This is a genomic window from Gardnerella sp. DNF00257 (genome assembly GCF_049262745.1).
GTDB classification, from domain to species: Bacteria; Actinomycetota; Actinomycetes; order Actinomycetales; family Bifidobacteriaceae; genus Bifidobacterium; species Bifidobacterium piotii.
The window spans coordinates 114,543-131,544 of the sequence record NZ_CP058403.1 but is presented as its reverse complement, the minus strand read 5'-3'; the positions used below and the strand labels follow the sequence as shown (position 1 = coordinate 131,544).

The following is a 17,002-nucleotide window of genomic DNA, read 5'->3' as shown; positions in this document are numbered from 1 at the left end:
AAAATGGAGCCGGTTGAAATTGATAAAAGTAAAAACAAGCAAAACCAAAAATAGTCTCACTATTCTTACTCGCGTCCACTATCCAGTTCTCAAACCACCAAACACCAAGAACACAAGCCAAAAACAATAAAGCCTCAACCTGTAATCCAAGGGCTAGGACCGCAACCCCAAAACAAGGGGGGTGGCAATCCGGGAACCCAAAAGCATGCCCAACACACTCACAAAACGTTAACTATTGTTTTCCACACCAGTAACCACACTCAACTGAGCGTGCACAAAAACTCCGTAGAAAGGAGGTGATCCAGCCGCACCTTCCGGTACGGCTACCTTGTTACGACTTAGTCCCAATCACGAGCCTCACCTTAGACGGCTCCATCCCAAAAGGGTTAGGCCACCGGCTTCGGGTGCTGCCCACTTTCATGACTTGACGGGCGGTGTGTACAAGGCCCGGGAACGCATTCACCGCGACGTTGCTGATTCGCGATTACTAGCGACTCCGCCTTCACGTAGTCGAGTTGCAGACTACGATCCGAACTGAGACCGGTTTTAAGGGATCCGCTCCATGTCACCATGTCGCATCCCGTTGTACCGGCCATTGTAGCATGCGTGAAGCCCTGGACGTAAGGGGCATGATGATCTGACGTCATCCCCACCTTCCTCCGAGTTAACCCCGGCGGTCCCCCGTGAGTTCCCGGCATAACCCGCTGGCAACACAGGGCGAGGGTTGCGCTCGTTGCGGGACTTAACCCAACATCTCACGACACGAGCTGACGACGACCATGCACCACCTGTGAACCTGCCCCGAAGGGAAACCACATCTCTGCAGTCGACAGGCACATGTCAAGCCCAGGTAAGGTTCTTCGCGTTGCATCGAATTAATCCGCATGCTCCGCCGCTTGTGCGGGCCCCCGTCAATTTCTTTGAGTTTTAGCCTTGCGGCCGTACTCCCCAGGCGGGACGCTTAACGCGTTAGCTCCGACACAGAACCCGTGGAATGGGCCCCACATCCAGCGTCCACCGTTTACGGCGTGGACTACCAGGGTATCTAATCCTGTTCGCTCCCCACGCTTTCGCTTCTCAGCGTCAGTAACAGCCCAGAGACCTGCCTTCGCCATTGGTGTTCTTCCCGATATCTACACATTCCACCGTTACACCGGGAATTCCAGTCTCCCCTACTGCACTCTAGCCCGCCCGTACCCGGCGCAAACCCACCGTTAAGCGATGGGCTTTCACACCAGACGCGACGAACCGCCTACAAGCTCTTTACGCCCAATAATTCCGGATAACGCTTGCGCCCTACGTATTACCGCGGCTGCTGGCACGTAGTTAGCCGGCGCTTATTCGAAAGGTACACTCACCCGAAAGCTTGCTCCCAATCAAAAGCGGTTTACAACCCGAAGGCCTTCATCCCGCACGCGGCGTCGCTGCGTCAGGGTTTCCCCCATTGCGCAATATTCCCCACTGCTGCCTCCCGTAGGAGTCTGGGCCGTATCTCAGTCCCAATGTGGCCGTCCGCCCTCTCAGGCCGGCTACCCGTCGAAGCCTAGGTGGGCCATTACCCCGCCTACAAGCTGATAGGACGCGACCCCATCCCATGCCACTAAACACTTTCCCAACAAGACATGCGTCAAGTTGGAGCATCCAGCATTACCACCCGTTTCCAAGAGCTATTCTGGAGCATGGGGCAGGTTGGTCACGCATTACTCACCCGTTCGCCACTCTCACCAACCAGCAAGCTGGTCGGATCCCGTTCGACTTGCATGTGTTAAGCACGCCGCCAGCGTTCATCCTGAGCCAGAATCGAACCCTCCACGAAAAACTTCAATGAAGAGCCAACATAAGGCTCCAATATAAAAGAAAAAGACGAGACATTCTTTAAGGAAAGAACATCCCAACAAAAAACCTCACCATCATTTAACCATCTCTCAGGCACCCCACAATCTGTGAGGCTGACAATGAACTGGCAATAATTAACTAATAAGTAGTACAGACACGCTCTTGAGTTCTCAAACCACCACCACACCAGCCGGCTCATCAACCTCAACCGAGGAGAACCAGCCGCGCTGAGCAGCAAGAGATAAACTTACACCAAAGCAAGCCCAAAAGCAAATCACACACAAGCCGACAAGCCAAAACCATTGAAACAAAGCCAAAACATCGGCGTGTTGAAAACACGGCTAAAACACGATAAAAAGTCGCAAGAAACCAAACACCAACAAAAACACAACAAAAATAATCCAAAAAAACAAGAAAAACACCCCCAAAAACCAAAACACGGGAGTGTCGCAAACAAAAATAGATGGGCAATTAACACATAACTGCCCATCTATACAATCTTTATCTATTTTTTACCTATTTTACCTATTTTTACCTTAGATATTTTCTACTTACTTTGACTATTTTTTAGTCACATGGCCACCAAACTGCGCACGCAACGATGAAACTACTCGCAAAGTGTCATCTCCACCTCCGCGAGATACTTGGCGAGCCCACAATGAGCATGCGGTAACTGGGGTTGGAACACCAAGTTCAAGTGCAGCTTCAACCATCCACTTTGCTTCACCAGACTCATTAGCAACAGGAGGCATAGATTCTAATGTTGGATCGTCTTTTGCAGCGCGCGCGAATAAGTCAAGAAGCCAAGACTGAACAACAGAACCTTGGCGCCATGAAGACATAACCTTAGCTGGATCATCTATTAATTCTGAACGCATCATTGTTGCAAAGCCTTCACCAAAAGCCTGCATCATGCCATATTCAATTCCATTGTGAACCATCTTGGCAAAATGACCACCGCCAACAGCACCAGCGTGAACGAGTCCGTCAGGGCCTTCAGGCTTCAAAGTCTCGAAAATTGGTAGCATTCTCTGATAATCTTCATTGGAGCCGCCAGCCATCAATGCGTATCCACGAGTCGAGCCCCAAACTCCTCCTGAAACTCCAACATCCATAAAATGGATTCCTTTTGCTTTTAATTCAGCAGAATGACGCTGATCATCAACATACCTAGTATTGCCTCCATCAATTACTAGGTCATTATCTTCGAGAAGATTGCTTAATTTTTCGATAGTTGTGTCTGTAGGAGAACCAGCTGGAACCATAACCCATACAATACGCGGACTAGAAAGTCTTTGTACCAATTTTTCTAAAGAGTCAACATCTCGATTTGATTCGGCACTAACATCGTATCCAACAACTTCATGACCTCCTTCGCGCAAGCGCTTAACCATGTTTCCACCCATGCGTCCTAAACCGATAACACCTAATTGCATAATAAATTCCTTCTTTCAAATTTTTTGATAACTTTTAATAACTTTTGCAAAACTGTCTTATAAAATTTTTATAAAATAATTCTGACGTCTGTATCTTTTGTATCTAATGGTTCTTATAAAGAATTTTCAAAGATATCTGCTACAAATATCTGCAAAAAATATTTGTACAAACCGTCTGTTCCTACACAAAACTTATTCAGATAATCTTTTTAATTTCATATGAACACAGGAACAACAGCAGAAACTAGCATAATAATTGCAAGCCCAACAACAGACAATACCGTTTCCATTAATGACCATGTTTTAAATGTTTGTCCTACGCTCATACCGAAATATTCTTTAACCAACCAGAATCCAGCATCATTTACATGAGATAAGAAGATTGATCCAGCACCAATAGCTAGTACGAGTAACGCTAATTGTACTTGATTTAGATTTGCAGCCAAAGGTGCAACAATTCCAGATGCCGTTACGGTTGCAACGGTTGCAGATCCAGTTGCCAATCTAATTAGTACAGCGACAATCCATCCAGCAAGAAGAGGATTAAGATTTGCCTGAACAATGCCCGTAGCAATAACTTTACCAATTCCAGAATCTACAAGGGTTTGCTTGAATCCACCCCCAGCAGCAACTATCAACAAGATACTTGCAATTGAGGAGAACGAAAGACCTACCAGAGAATTCAATGTATCTCTACTCCATTTTGCGCGAATAGCAAATAATATCATCGCAAAAATAGTAGTGATTGTAAGAGCTTCAAGTGGTGTTCCAATCCATGCGATTACACTACCAAATGTAGATTTTGATTGCCCCGTAATATCAACAACACTGGCTGCAAGCATAAGAATTACTGGAAGTAAAATTACGCTAGACGCTTCCGCGAATGTAGGACGATTTTGTGGCTTATCTTCCTTCTTATTGTCTTCTTCTTGCTTAGCTTGAATAGGAACCATTTTTACCATCCAATGAACCATTAGAGGTCCTGCGATTGCTACAGTTGGTATGGCGATAATCAAACCAAAAGCCAAAGTCAATCCAATGTTTGCATGCAAAGCATCAATAGCAACAAGTGGTCCAGGATGTGGCGGTACAAAAGCATGCAAAGCCGATAAGCCTGCGAGCGCTGGTATGCCGAGAGCAATTACTGGCATTTTTGTACGACGCGCAACAAGAAGAATAATTGGTATAAGTATCACTACACCAACTTCAAAGAACAGTGGAATTCCAACAATAAATGCGCTCAGAGCCATGGCCCATGGAAGCTTATGTTCTGGAGCTTTCTTCAGTATGGTGTCACAAATCACGTCTGCTCCACCTGAACGTGTAAGAAGAATTCCAATAATTCCGCCTAAAGCAATGAGTAATCCAACTCCTGATGCTGTGGAACCAACTCCATTAGTAAAGCTTGTAAGACTTTTATCATATGGAACTCCTGCAATGATTGCAGTTGCAATCGAACCAATCATTAACGATAGGAAAGGATGTACTTTTACCACTGCAATAAGTACGACAATAAGCGCTATACCTAATATTGCCGCAAGAATTAACCCACTCATAAATCCTCCATGATTTTGTGAATTGTTTTAATTATTGTGATGCTTTGTTTATAATTCCTTGTGATCTTTTGTTTACGATCAATGCGCTAACAACTTTGTTATTTGCGTTAGTAATTTTTGAATGTATATTTTTGTGCTGCTTTACAATTGTTATGCTTTACAATTGCGACTATTTTTACATTTACAATTGTTTTTGCAGCTGCGATTGTTCATATGTTTTCACTGCTTTGATAGCTCTATGAACCATATCTTCAACAGAACCTTCAATCGATATAACGGTTCCGTTTTCTTCTTTACCTAGAGGCTCCAAAATTGCGAACTGACTTGGCAATAAAGATGGTGGCATAAAGTGTCCTTTACGATCTTTTAGCCTCTGCGCTATTAACTCATGGCTTCCGTTTAAATGCAAGAAGTACACGTTTAGATTTTTAGAAAGAACTTCGCGATATGACCGTTTTAATGCAGAGCTTGAAACAACTGTGTTTTCTCCAAGACTTTCACGCGCAACCATCCATTTGTTAATAAGATCCAACCAAGGCCAACGATCTTCATCTGTTAGCGCAATTCCTGCGGACATTTTATCTATATTAGCTTTTGGATGAAAATCATCACCTTCTGCCAGAGTGTAACCAAGTTGATCACGAATTGCCTCAGAAACAGTAGACTTGCCGCAACCAGCAACGCCCATCACTACAATGTGAATCGCCATAATAGCTCCTTTGTTATTGACAACACTATAAGAATACCACACAAAGACTCTTTGTCAAAGAATTAAGAGTCTTTAATGTGTTATTTTTTGAGCATAACTATATTTTCATTTTCTATTTGCTAGGATGAAACCATAAATATACATAAAACTGCGAGGCAAATATGGTGTCTAATACCACACAAAGTCAAATTTCTAGTGACTTAGTGACCGAAAACGCTCCTTTACATCTATCTATATCAGATTCTCTCGCAGATGAAATAGTAAATAACAAATGGGAGCCAAAAACTAATCGAAAACTAGAAGATATTCAAAAACAATATGGAATATCTAGAACAGTAGCTCGAGAAGCAACAAGACTATTAGCATCTTTGGGTTGCGTACAATTTCAACGCGGAACAGGCGTAATAGCTTGCAATCCAGAAAATTGGGACGATTTAAATACACGAGTAATCACATGGAAACTACATTCACCATACAGAGAAAATGAACTACGAGCATTAACAGAACTTCGTCTTGTTGTAGAACCTGCCGCAGCAGCTGGATGTGCATTACGCGGAGATGTAGAAATACGCTATAAATTGGGCGTAATTGGTCACGATATGGTAAAAGCGGTAGAAGAAAATAGACTGGCAGATTTTCATGAATTAGATATCCAGTTCCATACTCTTTTGCTTGCAAATAGCGGTAACCCGATTTTTGCAAAACTTAGTTCAATAGTCGAAAGCGTATTACGAGGCAGAGTTGAACTTAATCTTTATCCACAAAAACCAAACAAAGAAGCGATATTAAACCATAAAAAGGTAACACAGGCAATTATGGAAGGTGACGCAGCTGCAGCAAGCGCTGCTATGCACGATATTGTAGCCGAAGTAAACACTGCACTTGGATTAGCGGCTTTATAGCCATAAAAGCAAAGCTTAATCAATCTTACCTAATCAACTTTGCCTAATCAACTTTAAGCCCAAAGAAATCTGCAAGCTTGCAAACGCTCACTCTTCCATACTTATTAACCAAGCACATCCATCGCTTTGCATTCTCTTCACCAAAGCGCACAGCCTTACGCCTATACGTATCTACAGTTAAAAATCGCGGCGGAATCGACTTACTGTTGTATTTATCTGCAACCATCACAATTTCTTGCTCAACCGTACGCGGAACATAATCGCCAGATGGAAGCGGCAAATTTTGCGCAACAACTTGCTCGCTAGTTAGTCCAACGCCCGTATGGTTACGCGCAAATTGCGCAATATCTTCACTAAAGCCGTTATCAATCAAATAGTTGTAGCCGCGCAAACCGTGCAAAATATAATTCGGCCCGTCAAACTCCAACTTGCCATTCGCTGCTTTTGAACCGTCTTTAGCTAAAACAAAATACGTTCCAATATCGTGCAACAATCCGCCAGCAAACGCCGCATACTCGTCTACATAATCTTTCGGCGCGATTCCGCCACTAACTTTAGGAAGCTCTAGCGGATTTACGTCAATCAACTTTCCAAGACACGACTTTGCTAAATCACACCTGTTTTTTAGATCTTCATTGATTTTAGACATTTGACGAAGCATAATTTGCTCAACATCTGCTTGCGACTTATCCGCAAAATCAGCAAAATCTGCAAAATTCTCAAAATTCTCAAAATCATTATTCAAATTAAGCTGCTTAAAAGCCAACAGCTGATTTTGGTGTCTAGCAAGCATCCAAGAAATCGTAGCAATAACAACACAATGGCAATGAATCAAATTGTACGCAGCTTCACTTGGCGCAGTAGCGCGATGCAACTTTTCAATCCTATTAAAATCAGGCAAATCTGCAAGCATAATAATCGCGCTCCTTAAACCCTAAATCACAAAACGGCCGTTATTGAAAGCAAGCGCACAAGCAAACATAAGCACATGTGCAAGCCAACGCAAACGGCCGATTAGCAATAAAGCAGTAAAGCAATAATATGGATTTTAGTTATTTTTTAACTGCTTTAATCTGACCAGTATCTATTCTAGCGATTTTGCCAGTGTTAGATATTTTAGCCTCTTTATTTTCGGACTTGCTTCCAGACTTCTCAGACTTATTTTCAGACTTGACTTCTCCAGAAACATTCGCTGCAGCAATATCTCTAGCGTTCATAATCGCAGTTTGCTCAGCATCAACCGAAGCTTGCGCTGCAACATCATTGCCTTGCAAAGACTGAACAGCTCTAGATGAAGCAACCTCTTCTCGCTTTAATCGCGGAGGTCTACGAGTAGAAACAAACAACGGCTGAACTTCTACAATCGGATTGTACGGAGCTAAACCAAACCACTTAACTGGCGTTCCAGCAATATGACGAATCGCATACTTCATTTTTAGAGACAATGCGCCGCGCAAAGAAATATTCGACTCAGGCATTAACGCCTTATGCAAAAGCACGTAACGGATTGGGCCAATATCTGGATCCGCATCTACCTTAGGGTACACAGACTGCTGTTGTGGCAGCTCGCCCGTATGCGACAAATCGTGCATAATTTGATGCAAATATGCAGGAATCGAAGGAGAAACCTTAAATCCAAGCTTGATTTTAACGCGGAATAAATAATCCGTGCCAAAATTCTCCACGCAATATTCGCGAGTAAACGGAGCGTCATCAGTTTCTACAGAAACAGCCCACCACGCACGAGCGCGCTTAGGATGATCCGCAAAAATCGAGAAGAAAATACCAGTATCTAGGCGCTTCATCTCCTTATCGGAAGTCAAATACACAATATTGTCTGCAAAATAAGGGATTCTAAAATCACTGTGCAACTTATCTAGAACAGGCAAAAAGTCCTTAGGCTTCATGTGCAAACGCTGCGAGCGCTCAATCTTAGTGCCATCTTTCCACGTGAGCATAATAATCAAAATCGATGCACCAAGAAGCATGGTAAACCAGCCGCCGTGCATAAACTTTGCCATAGAAGCTATAAAGAACAAAATCTCAATAATCAGGAATACTGTGGCAAATACCAGAGCGCCAACCTTCTTCTTTTGATACCACATGTGAACCGTAAGAAGTATTGTTGTTGCAATCATGGTAAGCGTAAGCGCAAGACCGTACGCTCCAGATATATGCTCAGAATCCTTAAACACAGCCAAAACTGTAAGAGTTGCAAGACAGAGCACAAAATTAACAACAGGAATATAAAGCTGACCGCGAGTTCGCGCAGGGTATCGCACCTGAAGATGAGGCATCCAGTTAAGGCTGGTAGCTTCCGAAACCATAGTATAAGCACCAGTAATCAAAGCCTGGGATGCAATAATGCCAGCTGTTACAGAAAGCACAACGGCAACGTAACGTAAATTCGGGCTTAGCATCTGGAAGAACGGGTTTAAGCCTTCTATAGACCACAATGCTTTATTGTTTTGATGCTGAAGCATCCAGCTGCCTTGACCGAAGTAGTTTAGAATAAGCGCCACTTTAATAAACGGCCACGTAACATAAACGTTTCCGCGACCAACGTGACCCATATCGGAATACAGCGCTTCTGCACCAGTTGTAGAAAGGAAGATAATGCCCATTAAGGCCATTCCTTGCATATTGTGCGAACTAAACAAGAACTTTAGGCCATAAATCGGGTTCAAAGCCTCAAAAATCGCCAGATTTTCTCCAATATTCATGATTCCAACAAGCGCTAGGAATCCGAACCAAATCATAACGACTATGCCGAAAACTTTTCCAATTCTTTCGGTTCCGCGCTGTTGAACAGAAAACAGAATCACAATAATAATTACCGTGATCATTAAAGAAAGATTGTCGTTTTCTAAGAAGATAGGCCTAAATGCAGATATTGTGCGCAAGCCTTCTACTGCGGAAGATATTGAAACTGCTGGAGTTAGAACAGAATCCGCAAGGAACGCCGCACCACCAATCATTGCTGGAATTGCAAGCCATGCGCCTTTTCGCCTAATAAGCGAGTAGAGTGCAAAAATTCCGCCTTCGCCCTTGTTGTCTGTTCGCATTGCAACAAACACGTATTTTACTGTTGTGATTAGCGTAATTGACCAAAACACAAGGGAAAGCATTCCGTAAACTGCTTCGCGATTAATGTTTTGCAATCCGCCTTGACCTGCCAAGAATGTTTGAGCAGTGTATAAAGGAGATGTTCCAATATCTCCATAAACAACGCCCAATGCCACAATTGACATTCCTAAAGTGAATTTATCGGAGCTGGTTTGTATCTTTGCCCACAATCTTCCAAGCGGGCCTCTAACAGCACTATCCGCAAGCTTTTCGGCCTCTTTAACCTCTTTCGCTTGCTGATACGCCAACGCCTCTCGCTCTTCGCGAGTGGTGGTTTTCTGAGAAACCTTTGGCGCTTTTGTAAAAGAAGCGGCCTTTAGAATCGCCTCTTTAGGGTTTGTTACGCCCTTATTAGCGGCCTTCTCAGACTCCTTCGCCACGTTACGAAGATCTTTAGCATTATCACCAGATAACGCTGAAACGCGTGACTTAGTCATGCTTGATTTTTCCTCCAAAAAGTAAAACCTCTTCTTGGCAATAATCTGCCATAATAAGAAGTCGCATACGGTCTTACCACTTACAGTTTTATTTATTTGTACCTAAATATTGTATACAACAACAGATATATAGCGCAAAATTGCCGCAGAATCCTTGAAAAATAAGGGCTAATTTAAGCGTGATTAATGCCTAAATTTTAAAAACCATAAACTTCATGCGTTGTTTTTAATGTTGACTTTGCTACCTCCATCAAAGAACAATCAAGCGCGGTTGCTAACGATTCAAGAGTGTAAGGCACCATATAAGGTGCGTTCGGCCGTCCGCGGTAAGGCATTGGAGTAAGGTACGGAGCATCCGTTTCAACAGTTATGTGGTCTTTTCCAATGATTCGCGCAGATTCTTGCAAATCCTCGTTCCCCTTATAACTAATCGTTCCAGAAAAGCTTGCATACCATCCGTTTTCTTTTAGAACTTGAGCTAAGTCTTTTCCGCCAGAATAGCTGTGAAACACTGTGCGCTCTGGCGCTCCGTCTTTTAGCAAAATTTCTACAACATCGCTATGCGCATCTCTATCGTGAATTTGAAGCGGTAAATTAAGCTCTTTTGCAAGCGCTATATGCGCGCGGAACGAGTCGCGTTGGTAAATTCTTGCGTGTTCACCTGTGCGGAAATAGTCTAATCCCGTCTCGCCAATCGCCACTACTTCTTTTGGATGCTCTACTACTAGCGAGCGCAAGTGTTGCATTGCTTCGTCAAATGGAATATCGTGATACGGCTTATAAACTACTGGCAAGCCGTCTGGCCCTTCTGCTCCCCTATGGCCGTGTAAAGGCGCTTCGTTTGGGTGAATCGCTATTGCAGCACGTACGCAATCTGCGTGATCTGCCGCAAAGTCTATTGTTGGTTGCCAATCTGGGTATTCGCATCCAACTTCAATCATTTTAGAAACGCCTGATGCTTTTGCATGATTTACTAAGTCGTTTGCGCTAGGCTCAGCTATTAAATCTCGACCTTTTTGCTCTAATTCTTGATTAAGATTTTTTGCAAAATCCACTACGCTTAGCATATGCGTGTGGTCGTCTGCGATTGTTATGCCTTCTTTAATTAGATTCTGCCATATTTCAGACTGCTCTGTTAAAGAAGGCGCCCAATTATGTTCGCGATGATGCTTACTCATGATTTATAAGTGTAGTCGCATATTTAACGCGACTTACAACGCAACTTTTGCGCTTATTGAATCGCAGCACTAATCGCAGCGTACTGCGATTCCACAAGTCTGTAATACGCACCTTTTTGCGCCATAAGTTGCTCATGGCTTCCGCGCTCTACGATTTGCCCATGGTCAATCACGCAAATCAAATCCGCATTCTCGATTGTAGAAAGCCTGTGTGCAATCACAAAAGAAGTGCGATTTTTAAGCAATTGAGCTAATCCTGCTTGCAAAGCTTCTTCTGTACGCGTATCAATATTGCTTGTTGCTTCGTCTAGGATCAAAATTCGCGGGTCTGCTAAAAGCACGCGCGCAAACGATATAAGCTGCCTTTGGCCTGCAGAAAGAGTAGCTCCTCGCTCCTCAATCTCCGTATTGTAGCCATTAGGCAATTCTTCAATAAACTCGTGCGCGTGAACTACTCGAGCTGCAGCCTCAATCTCTTCGTCTGTTGCGTCAAGCTTACCGTAACGAATGTTTTCTTTAACAGTTCCACTAAATATAAAGCTGTCTTGAAGCATAACTCCCATTTGTTTGCGCAAAGATGCTAACGTTATTGAACGCACATCGTAGCCGTCAATTGTGATTGAGCCTTCGGAAACGTCGTAGAATCTAGAAAGCAGACTTACAAGCGTTGTTTTGCCCGCTCCAGTAGGGCCAACAAGAGCAACCGTTGTTCCAGGATCAACATGCAAGTCAACTAAATTCAAAATCGGCTTTCCGCCCTCTTCGTAGCGAAAAACAACATCATTTACGTCAACCTTGCCTTTAATTTTCGGCAATTCTTTTGCATCTGGCTTATCTACAATATTTGGCTTAATGCTTAGAGTCTCAAAAATACGCTCCAAATATACTGAGCATGTTATAAGTTGCGTGTAGAAGTTACCAATGTTTACAACTGGCTCCCAGAAAGTGCTCGAATACCACACAAATGCTATAAGCGTACCCGTGCTTATGTTCATACTGCTCGCGTTTGTTATGCCAACATAATAGAGCAGCGAAATTGCTGCGCTTTCAATAATCGAAGCTCCAGGCCAAAGCAGCATTTGCACTCTAACATTTTGCATCCACGCTTTTCTAACTCCCGACTGCTGCTCTTGGAATGTAGCGTATTGCTCCGATTCGCGCGCAAAAGTCTGAGTTGTTTTTACGCCTGCGATTGATTCGTGCAAATATGCGTTAAGATTGCTTTGCTTATTTGATAGTTTTTTAGACGCTTTTCGTTGCAAAATTTGCAAAGTGCGAGTCCAGATTATAAAAACTGGGAATAATACAAGACTCCACAATGCCATTCGCCAATCCAGAGCAAACATTGCGATTAGTGTAATGATTAGCACAAAAACATCGGAAAACACGTTGATTAAACCAGAAGAAAGCGTGTCGGAAAGCGTGTTTATGTAGTTTACTATGCGAATCAAAATCTTGCCGTGTGGGCGCGAATCGAAGTAATCAAACGATAACGATTGCACGTGCGTAAAAATATCTCGCCGCATATCTTTAATTATCATTTGACCGAGTCGCGTAATTGCAAGCGTTCTGTAGGCTAACCCAAGCTCATACAGCACAATAAGCACGCCAAACAATGCAATAAGCGCGTACAAATAAGAAACGTTTTTATTAGGCAAAACTACGTCTATAAGTGTTTTTGTAATCATTGGAGTTACTGTCATAATGCAACTTCCGCTAATAACAACTAAAACTATTTTGACTAGCTGCCATACGTACGGCTTTATATATTTGCGAACGCGCATAAGCTCGTGCAAATTTACGTGCTCTTCTTGGCTTTCGTCTTCTTTATAAGTGTTGCGCTGCGCCATTCTACTCCCCCTTAGCCTCGTTTGAATCTTCAAATCCCAAAGCTTTGCCCGTTTGCATGCCAAGCTGCTTTTTGTAGATTTCCCAATATCTTCCATGCATTGCCACAAGCTGCTCGTGTGTTCCGCGCTCTACGATTTTGCCGTGATCTAGCACAACAATCATGTCTGCATCTTTAACAGACGAGATTCTATGCGCAATTGTGATTACTGTGCGCAAGCCGTCTAACTTTTTTAGCTCTTTTTGAATATGCTCCTCAGTTTCCATGTCTACTGCAGAAGTTGTATCGTCCATAATTAAGACTGCGGGATTATTTGCTAGCGCGCGAGCAAGACTTAAGCGCTGCTTTTGACCGCCCGAAAGGCCAACTCCTCGTTCTCCTACAACAGTTTCGTAGCCTTCTGGCATGCTCATAATAAAATCGTCTGCATCTGCGATTCTTGCCATACGTCTAATCGTGTTATCTAACTCTTTGCAATTTTCCTCGTTTTGAGGCAATCCAAAGCTAATATTTCCTGCAATCGTATCGGAAAACAGGAATGTTTCTTGCGCGACTATGCTAACTTGATTTCTAACAGTTTCTAGAGGCCATTCGCGCACGTCTTTTCCATCAATTAAAACGCGACCGCTCGTAGTGTCATAAAAACGCGCTATAAGACTTACAAGCGTTGACTTTCCAGATCCTGTTTCGCCTAAGATTCCAAGCTTTGTGCCTGCTGGAACATCTAAATCAATATCGCTTAAAATTGGCGAATCAAGATCGTCTGGGAACGCAAAATCAACGTGTTCAAAAGTTACACGACCCTTAACTTTAAGATTTTCCGCAGATGTAGATGGCAAATCAATATGCGATTCTTGCGTAAGAAGCTTACGAATATTTACGCATCCTGCGTTGAATCGCTGCCAATCATTAATAAGCCACCCAACCATTCTTACTGGCATGTGGAGCATCCAAAGGAAGCTGTTAAACGTTACAAACGCACCTAAAGTCATGCTTCCATTAAGCACAAGCCATCCGCCAAATCCTACTGTTACAAGCTCCAGCGCAAAGCCCATACCGTCAAGCCATGGCATGTATTTTTGCGTGTTTTTTGCAAGCGTAATATTGCGATTAAAGTAGTCTTCGTTGCAATCGTCGAATTTCTTTGTTTCAAAAGGTTCGCGAACAAAAGCTTTTACAACGCGATTACCTTCAATGTTTTCTTCCACCATTGAATTCATGCGCGCAAACGATTCGCGAATCGCAAGGAACTTCGGCCTAGCGTTCTTGCCCATAAGCTTTGCAAGCCAGAATAAAAATGGTGTAATTGCCATAAGCGCTAGAGCTAGCTGCCATTGGATTGAAAACATTATAACTAGCGCAAACACAAACATTACTAAGCAATCCAGCGCCATATAAGACACCCAGCTTAAAATGTGGCGAATCGCATCCGTATCCGAAGTCATGCGGCTCATAATGTCGCCTGTGCGCGTGTGATTAAAGTACGTAAAGTCAAGCGAATGCAGCTTCTCGTACTCGTCGCTTACAAGGCGATACACGGCGTTTTGGCCGAATCTTTCCATTTGAAGCTGGTAGATATACCTTGATCCAACGCGAACAATCATCATTGCAACCATTAGCACGCACACAAAAGCAAGCAAATCATGCTGTTTTCCAATAATGACTTTGTCTACAATAAAGCCCGAAAGCAGAGGCATTGTCATTGCCATTGTGTCGTTTATAGTAAAAAGAACTAGCGATACGCCTACTCTCCACATATCTGGCTTACAATATTGCAAAACCCAGCGCACATTACTCGCGTCTTTGCGTTTATTTGGATTTACATACATGCGCTAGATTCTCCCTTATTTTTGACTTCGCGATTTATTTTTTATTAAGTTTTATTAAGTTTATACTATTTTTCTGAGTTTATTTTTGCGCGACTATTTTTTACGCGACTATTTTCTGCGCAAGCACACGCACGCGATTACAGCAAAAGCATGTGGCGTGCAGCCAAAAGACCACACGCCACATGCTATAAGTTAAGCAATCAGCTTAGTAAACTTGCGCGAGTTATCGCTACAAATTTACTCACTTCTGCCAACCGATGTTTTCAACAAAAACGTTAGCATATCCAGCAGGACCGCCGTTAGCAAAGCCCTTCTTGTATGCCTGGTAGGTTGGAGGAGTAGAAACTGGAAGCGTACCATACTCGGCGAAAGCCATGGACTCAGCCTTGTTGGCCAATGCAGTCTGTTCCTTGTAATCGTAGGTCTTGCCAACCTTGGCTAGAACAGCATCAATCTTCTTGCTGCCAGTGCCAGTAAAGTTGGAATCGCTCTTAGAACCGTAGACCTGGGAAGCGGATGCCAAGAAGCTCAATGGAGATTGGGAAACCCAAGCCATTGGAAGCACCTGGAAGTCGAAGGAGCTTACAGTCTTAGAGAACTTAGATGCAGGCTTGTTTACAGTCTTGCACTTCATTCCAGCCTTCTTCATCATGGCCTGGAATGCGTTAGCAAGAGCTGCCTGAGTGGAGTCATCGCCGAAGAAGGTAAATGTGAACTGAACGGTCTTACCATTCTTAGCGTAGTAACCGTCTTTGCCCATCTTGTAGCCAGCGGCCTCAAGAGTCTTCTTAGCGTTTTCTACGTTGAACTTACCATCAGCTGGGAGGTTGTTCTTGTAGCCAGCCTGGAACATGGAGAGAAGCTCCGAACCTGGCTGCTCGCTCTTCCAGTTCATACCCTGGAACTGAATCTTGTTGTAGGTGGCAACGTCGAATGCCTGGACAACGGCCTTACGCACGGCCTTGTCTTTGAATGCGCCAGCCTTTGCGTTTAAGTTAATAACACGAATCTTGGTGCTGTAGCCGTAACGGAGCTGAGCGCCCTTAACGCTACGAGCAGCCTTAACCTTATCCTTGGTGGAGATGGAATCCACGGAATCGATTTCGCCGTTCTGGAAGGCATTCATTGCAGCGGTATCTTCCATACGCTTTACAACAACCTTATCGAGCTTTGCCTTCTTGCCCCACCACTTTGGATTGCGCACGAAAACAACCTGATCTTCGGTTGCGGACTGAATCTCGAATGGACCTGCACCCCACTCGTTGTGAGGATTATTTACCCAACCCTGGTTGAACACAGTAGGATCGGTTGCCTTTGGATGAACCAATGGAGCGAAAAGCAATTCCCAAGTTGCGCATGGCTTATTGTACTTAACGATTACTTGCTTAGGATTTGCACCCTGCTCAACGGACTCAATGCAGTCATAGCCCTCGTGAGATGGTACAGAGTAGGCTTCGTTCTTGCCATTCATAACTTCCCAAGTAGCCTTGAAAGCAGTGTAATCGATGTCTGTACCATCGTTCCACTTAGCCTTTGGGTTCAAATCGTACTGAACTACGAGTGGCTTGTCGCTAACCTTCTTAACAGAAGTAATGTAATCAGGGTTGTACTTAACCTTCTCGCCCTTAACGGTATCGTAATAAGGAAGCGATGGCTGGTAGAAGCCCCACAAAGTGCTCATATACGCGGTGTTACCGTCGTTAGAAGCGTAGTTCCAGTTTGGACCCATGTCAGAAAGCGAGAACGTGTAAGTACCGCCATCCTTAACATTGTCACGAGGCTGTGGATTGTCGTAACGCTTGTCAACCTTAGGCATTGGAAGAGCGCCAGTGTAGGAAGTATCTACACCTGCGGCTGGCTCTTCGGTCATTCCGCCCTTAGCTTTATCTGCCGTAGTGGCGGTTGTACCACCACAAGCGCCGAGCAGCATTGCAACAGAAAGTGCAGCTGCGGCGAATACAGTTAATTTACCTGCATTAGTTTTTTTCATGATTCCTCTCATTCCCCAGAAATGATGTCCACTTTCTGGTATGTGTGTAGAGTATATCTAATCTTTTGACATTTTGTGTTACGACTTTTTTAACAAATGCTGAATTTAAGCTTTTGTTACTTAAGATTTAATCCAGAAAAAGAAAATTAAATGC

The 17,002-nt window shown here is 43.7% G+C and carries 10 protein-coding genes and 1 rRNA gene; 1 reads left to right on the top strand and 10 read right to left on the bottom strand.

Going from position 1 to position 17,002, the window contains the following annotated elements:
* Positions 1–289: 289 nt before the first annotated feature.
* The 4 genes from HXT23_RS00455 to HXT23_RS00440 all read right to left on the bottom strand — a co-directional run bounded on the left by HXT23_RS00455 (position 290) and on the right by HXT23_RS00440 (position 5,537).
* A 16S ribosomal RNA gene (locus tag HXT23_RS00455) occupies positions 290–1,816 on the bottom strand.
* A gap of 580 nt (positions 1,817–2,396) precedes the next feature.
* Positions 2,397–3,272, bottom strand: coding sequence for a phosphogluconate dehydrogenase (NAD(+)-dependent, decarboxylating) (gnd, locus tag HXT23_RS00450; RefSeq protein WP_422112891.1), 876 nt, complete (start codon positions 3,270–3,272; stop codon positions 2,397–2,399).
* Positions 3,273–3,487: 215 nt separating this feature from the next.
* Positions 3,488–4,828, bottom strand: a complete 1,341-nt coding sequence (locus HXT23_RS00445; RefSeq protein WP_004132249.1) for a GntP family permease — start codon at positions 4,826–4,828, stop codon at positions 3,488–3,490.
* A gap of 181 nt (positions 4,829–5,009) precedes the next feature.
* Positions 5,010–5,537: a gluconokinase gene (locus tag HXT23_RS00440; protein WP_004132207.1), complete on the bottom strand. Its 528-nt coding sequence runs from the start codon at positions 5,535–5,537 to the stop codon at positions 5,010–5,012.
* Positions 5,538–5,698: 161 nt separating this feature from the next.
* On the opposite strand from HXT23_RS00440, the gene HXT23_RS00435 reads away from it, so the two are divergent.
* On the top strand, positions 5,699–6,439 hold the full coding sequence (locus HXT23_RS00435) for a FadR/GntR family transcriptional regulator (protein WP_004132206.1): 741 nt from the start codon (positions 5,699–5,701) through the stop codon (positions 6,437–6,439).
* A 43-nt stretch (positions 6,440–6,482) separates the two neighbouring features.
* Here HXT23_RS00435 and HXT23_RS00430 read toward each other — a convergent pair whose 3' ends face one another.
* From HXT23_RS00430 to HXT23_RS00405, 6 genes are all read right to left on the bottom strand, one after another.
* Positions 6,483–7,352, bottom strand: a complete 870-nt coding sequence (locus tag HXT23_RS00430) for an HD domain-containing protein (protein ID WP_422112890.1) — start codon at positions 7,350–7,352, stop codon at positions 6,483–6,485.
* Positions 7,353–7,491: 139 nt separating this feature from the next.
* Positions 7,492–10,002, bottom strand: coding sequence for a KUP/HAK/KT family potassium transporter (locus tag HXT23_RS00425; protein WP_422112889.1), 2,511 nt, complete (start codon positions 10,000–10,002; stop codon positions 7,492–7,494).
* Between the two features lie 197 nt (positions 10,003–10,199).
* Entirely contained in the window at positions 10,200–11,180 is a 981-nt protein-coding gene (locus HXT23_RS00420; protein ID WP_422112888.1) for a TatD family hydrolase, read from the bottom strand.
* Between the two features lie 53 nt (positions 11,181–11,233).
* A complete protein-coding gene (locus HXT23_RS00415) occupies positions 11,234–13,030 on the bottom strand; it encodes an ABC transporter ATP-binding protein (RefSeq protein WP_422112887.1) in 1,797 nt (598 codons plus the stop codon).
* A gap of 1 nt (position 13,031) precedes the next feature.
* A complete protein-coding gene (locus HXT23_RS00410; protein WP_422112886.1) occupies positions 13,032–14,858 on the bottom strand; it encodes an ABC transporter ATP-binding protein in 1,827 nt (608 codons plus the stop codon).
* Positions 14,859–15,099: 241 nt separating this feature from the next.
* The gene (locus HXT23_RS00405) at positions 15,100–16,848 is read right to left on the bottom strand and encodes an ABC transporter family substrate-binding protein (protein ID WP_422112885.1); all 1,749 of its coding nucleotides are present in this window, start codon (positions 16,846–16,848) and stop codon (positions 15,100–15,102) included.
* Positions 16,849–17,002 lie beyond the last annotated feature (154 nt).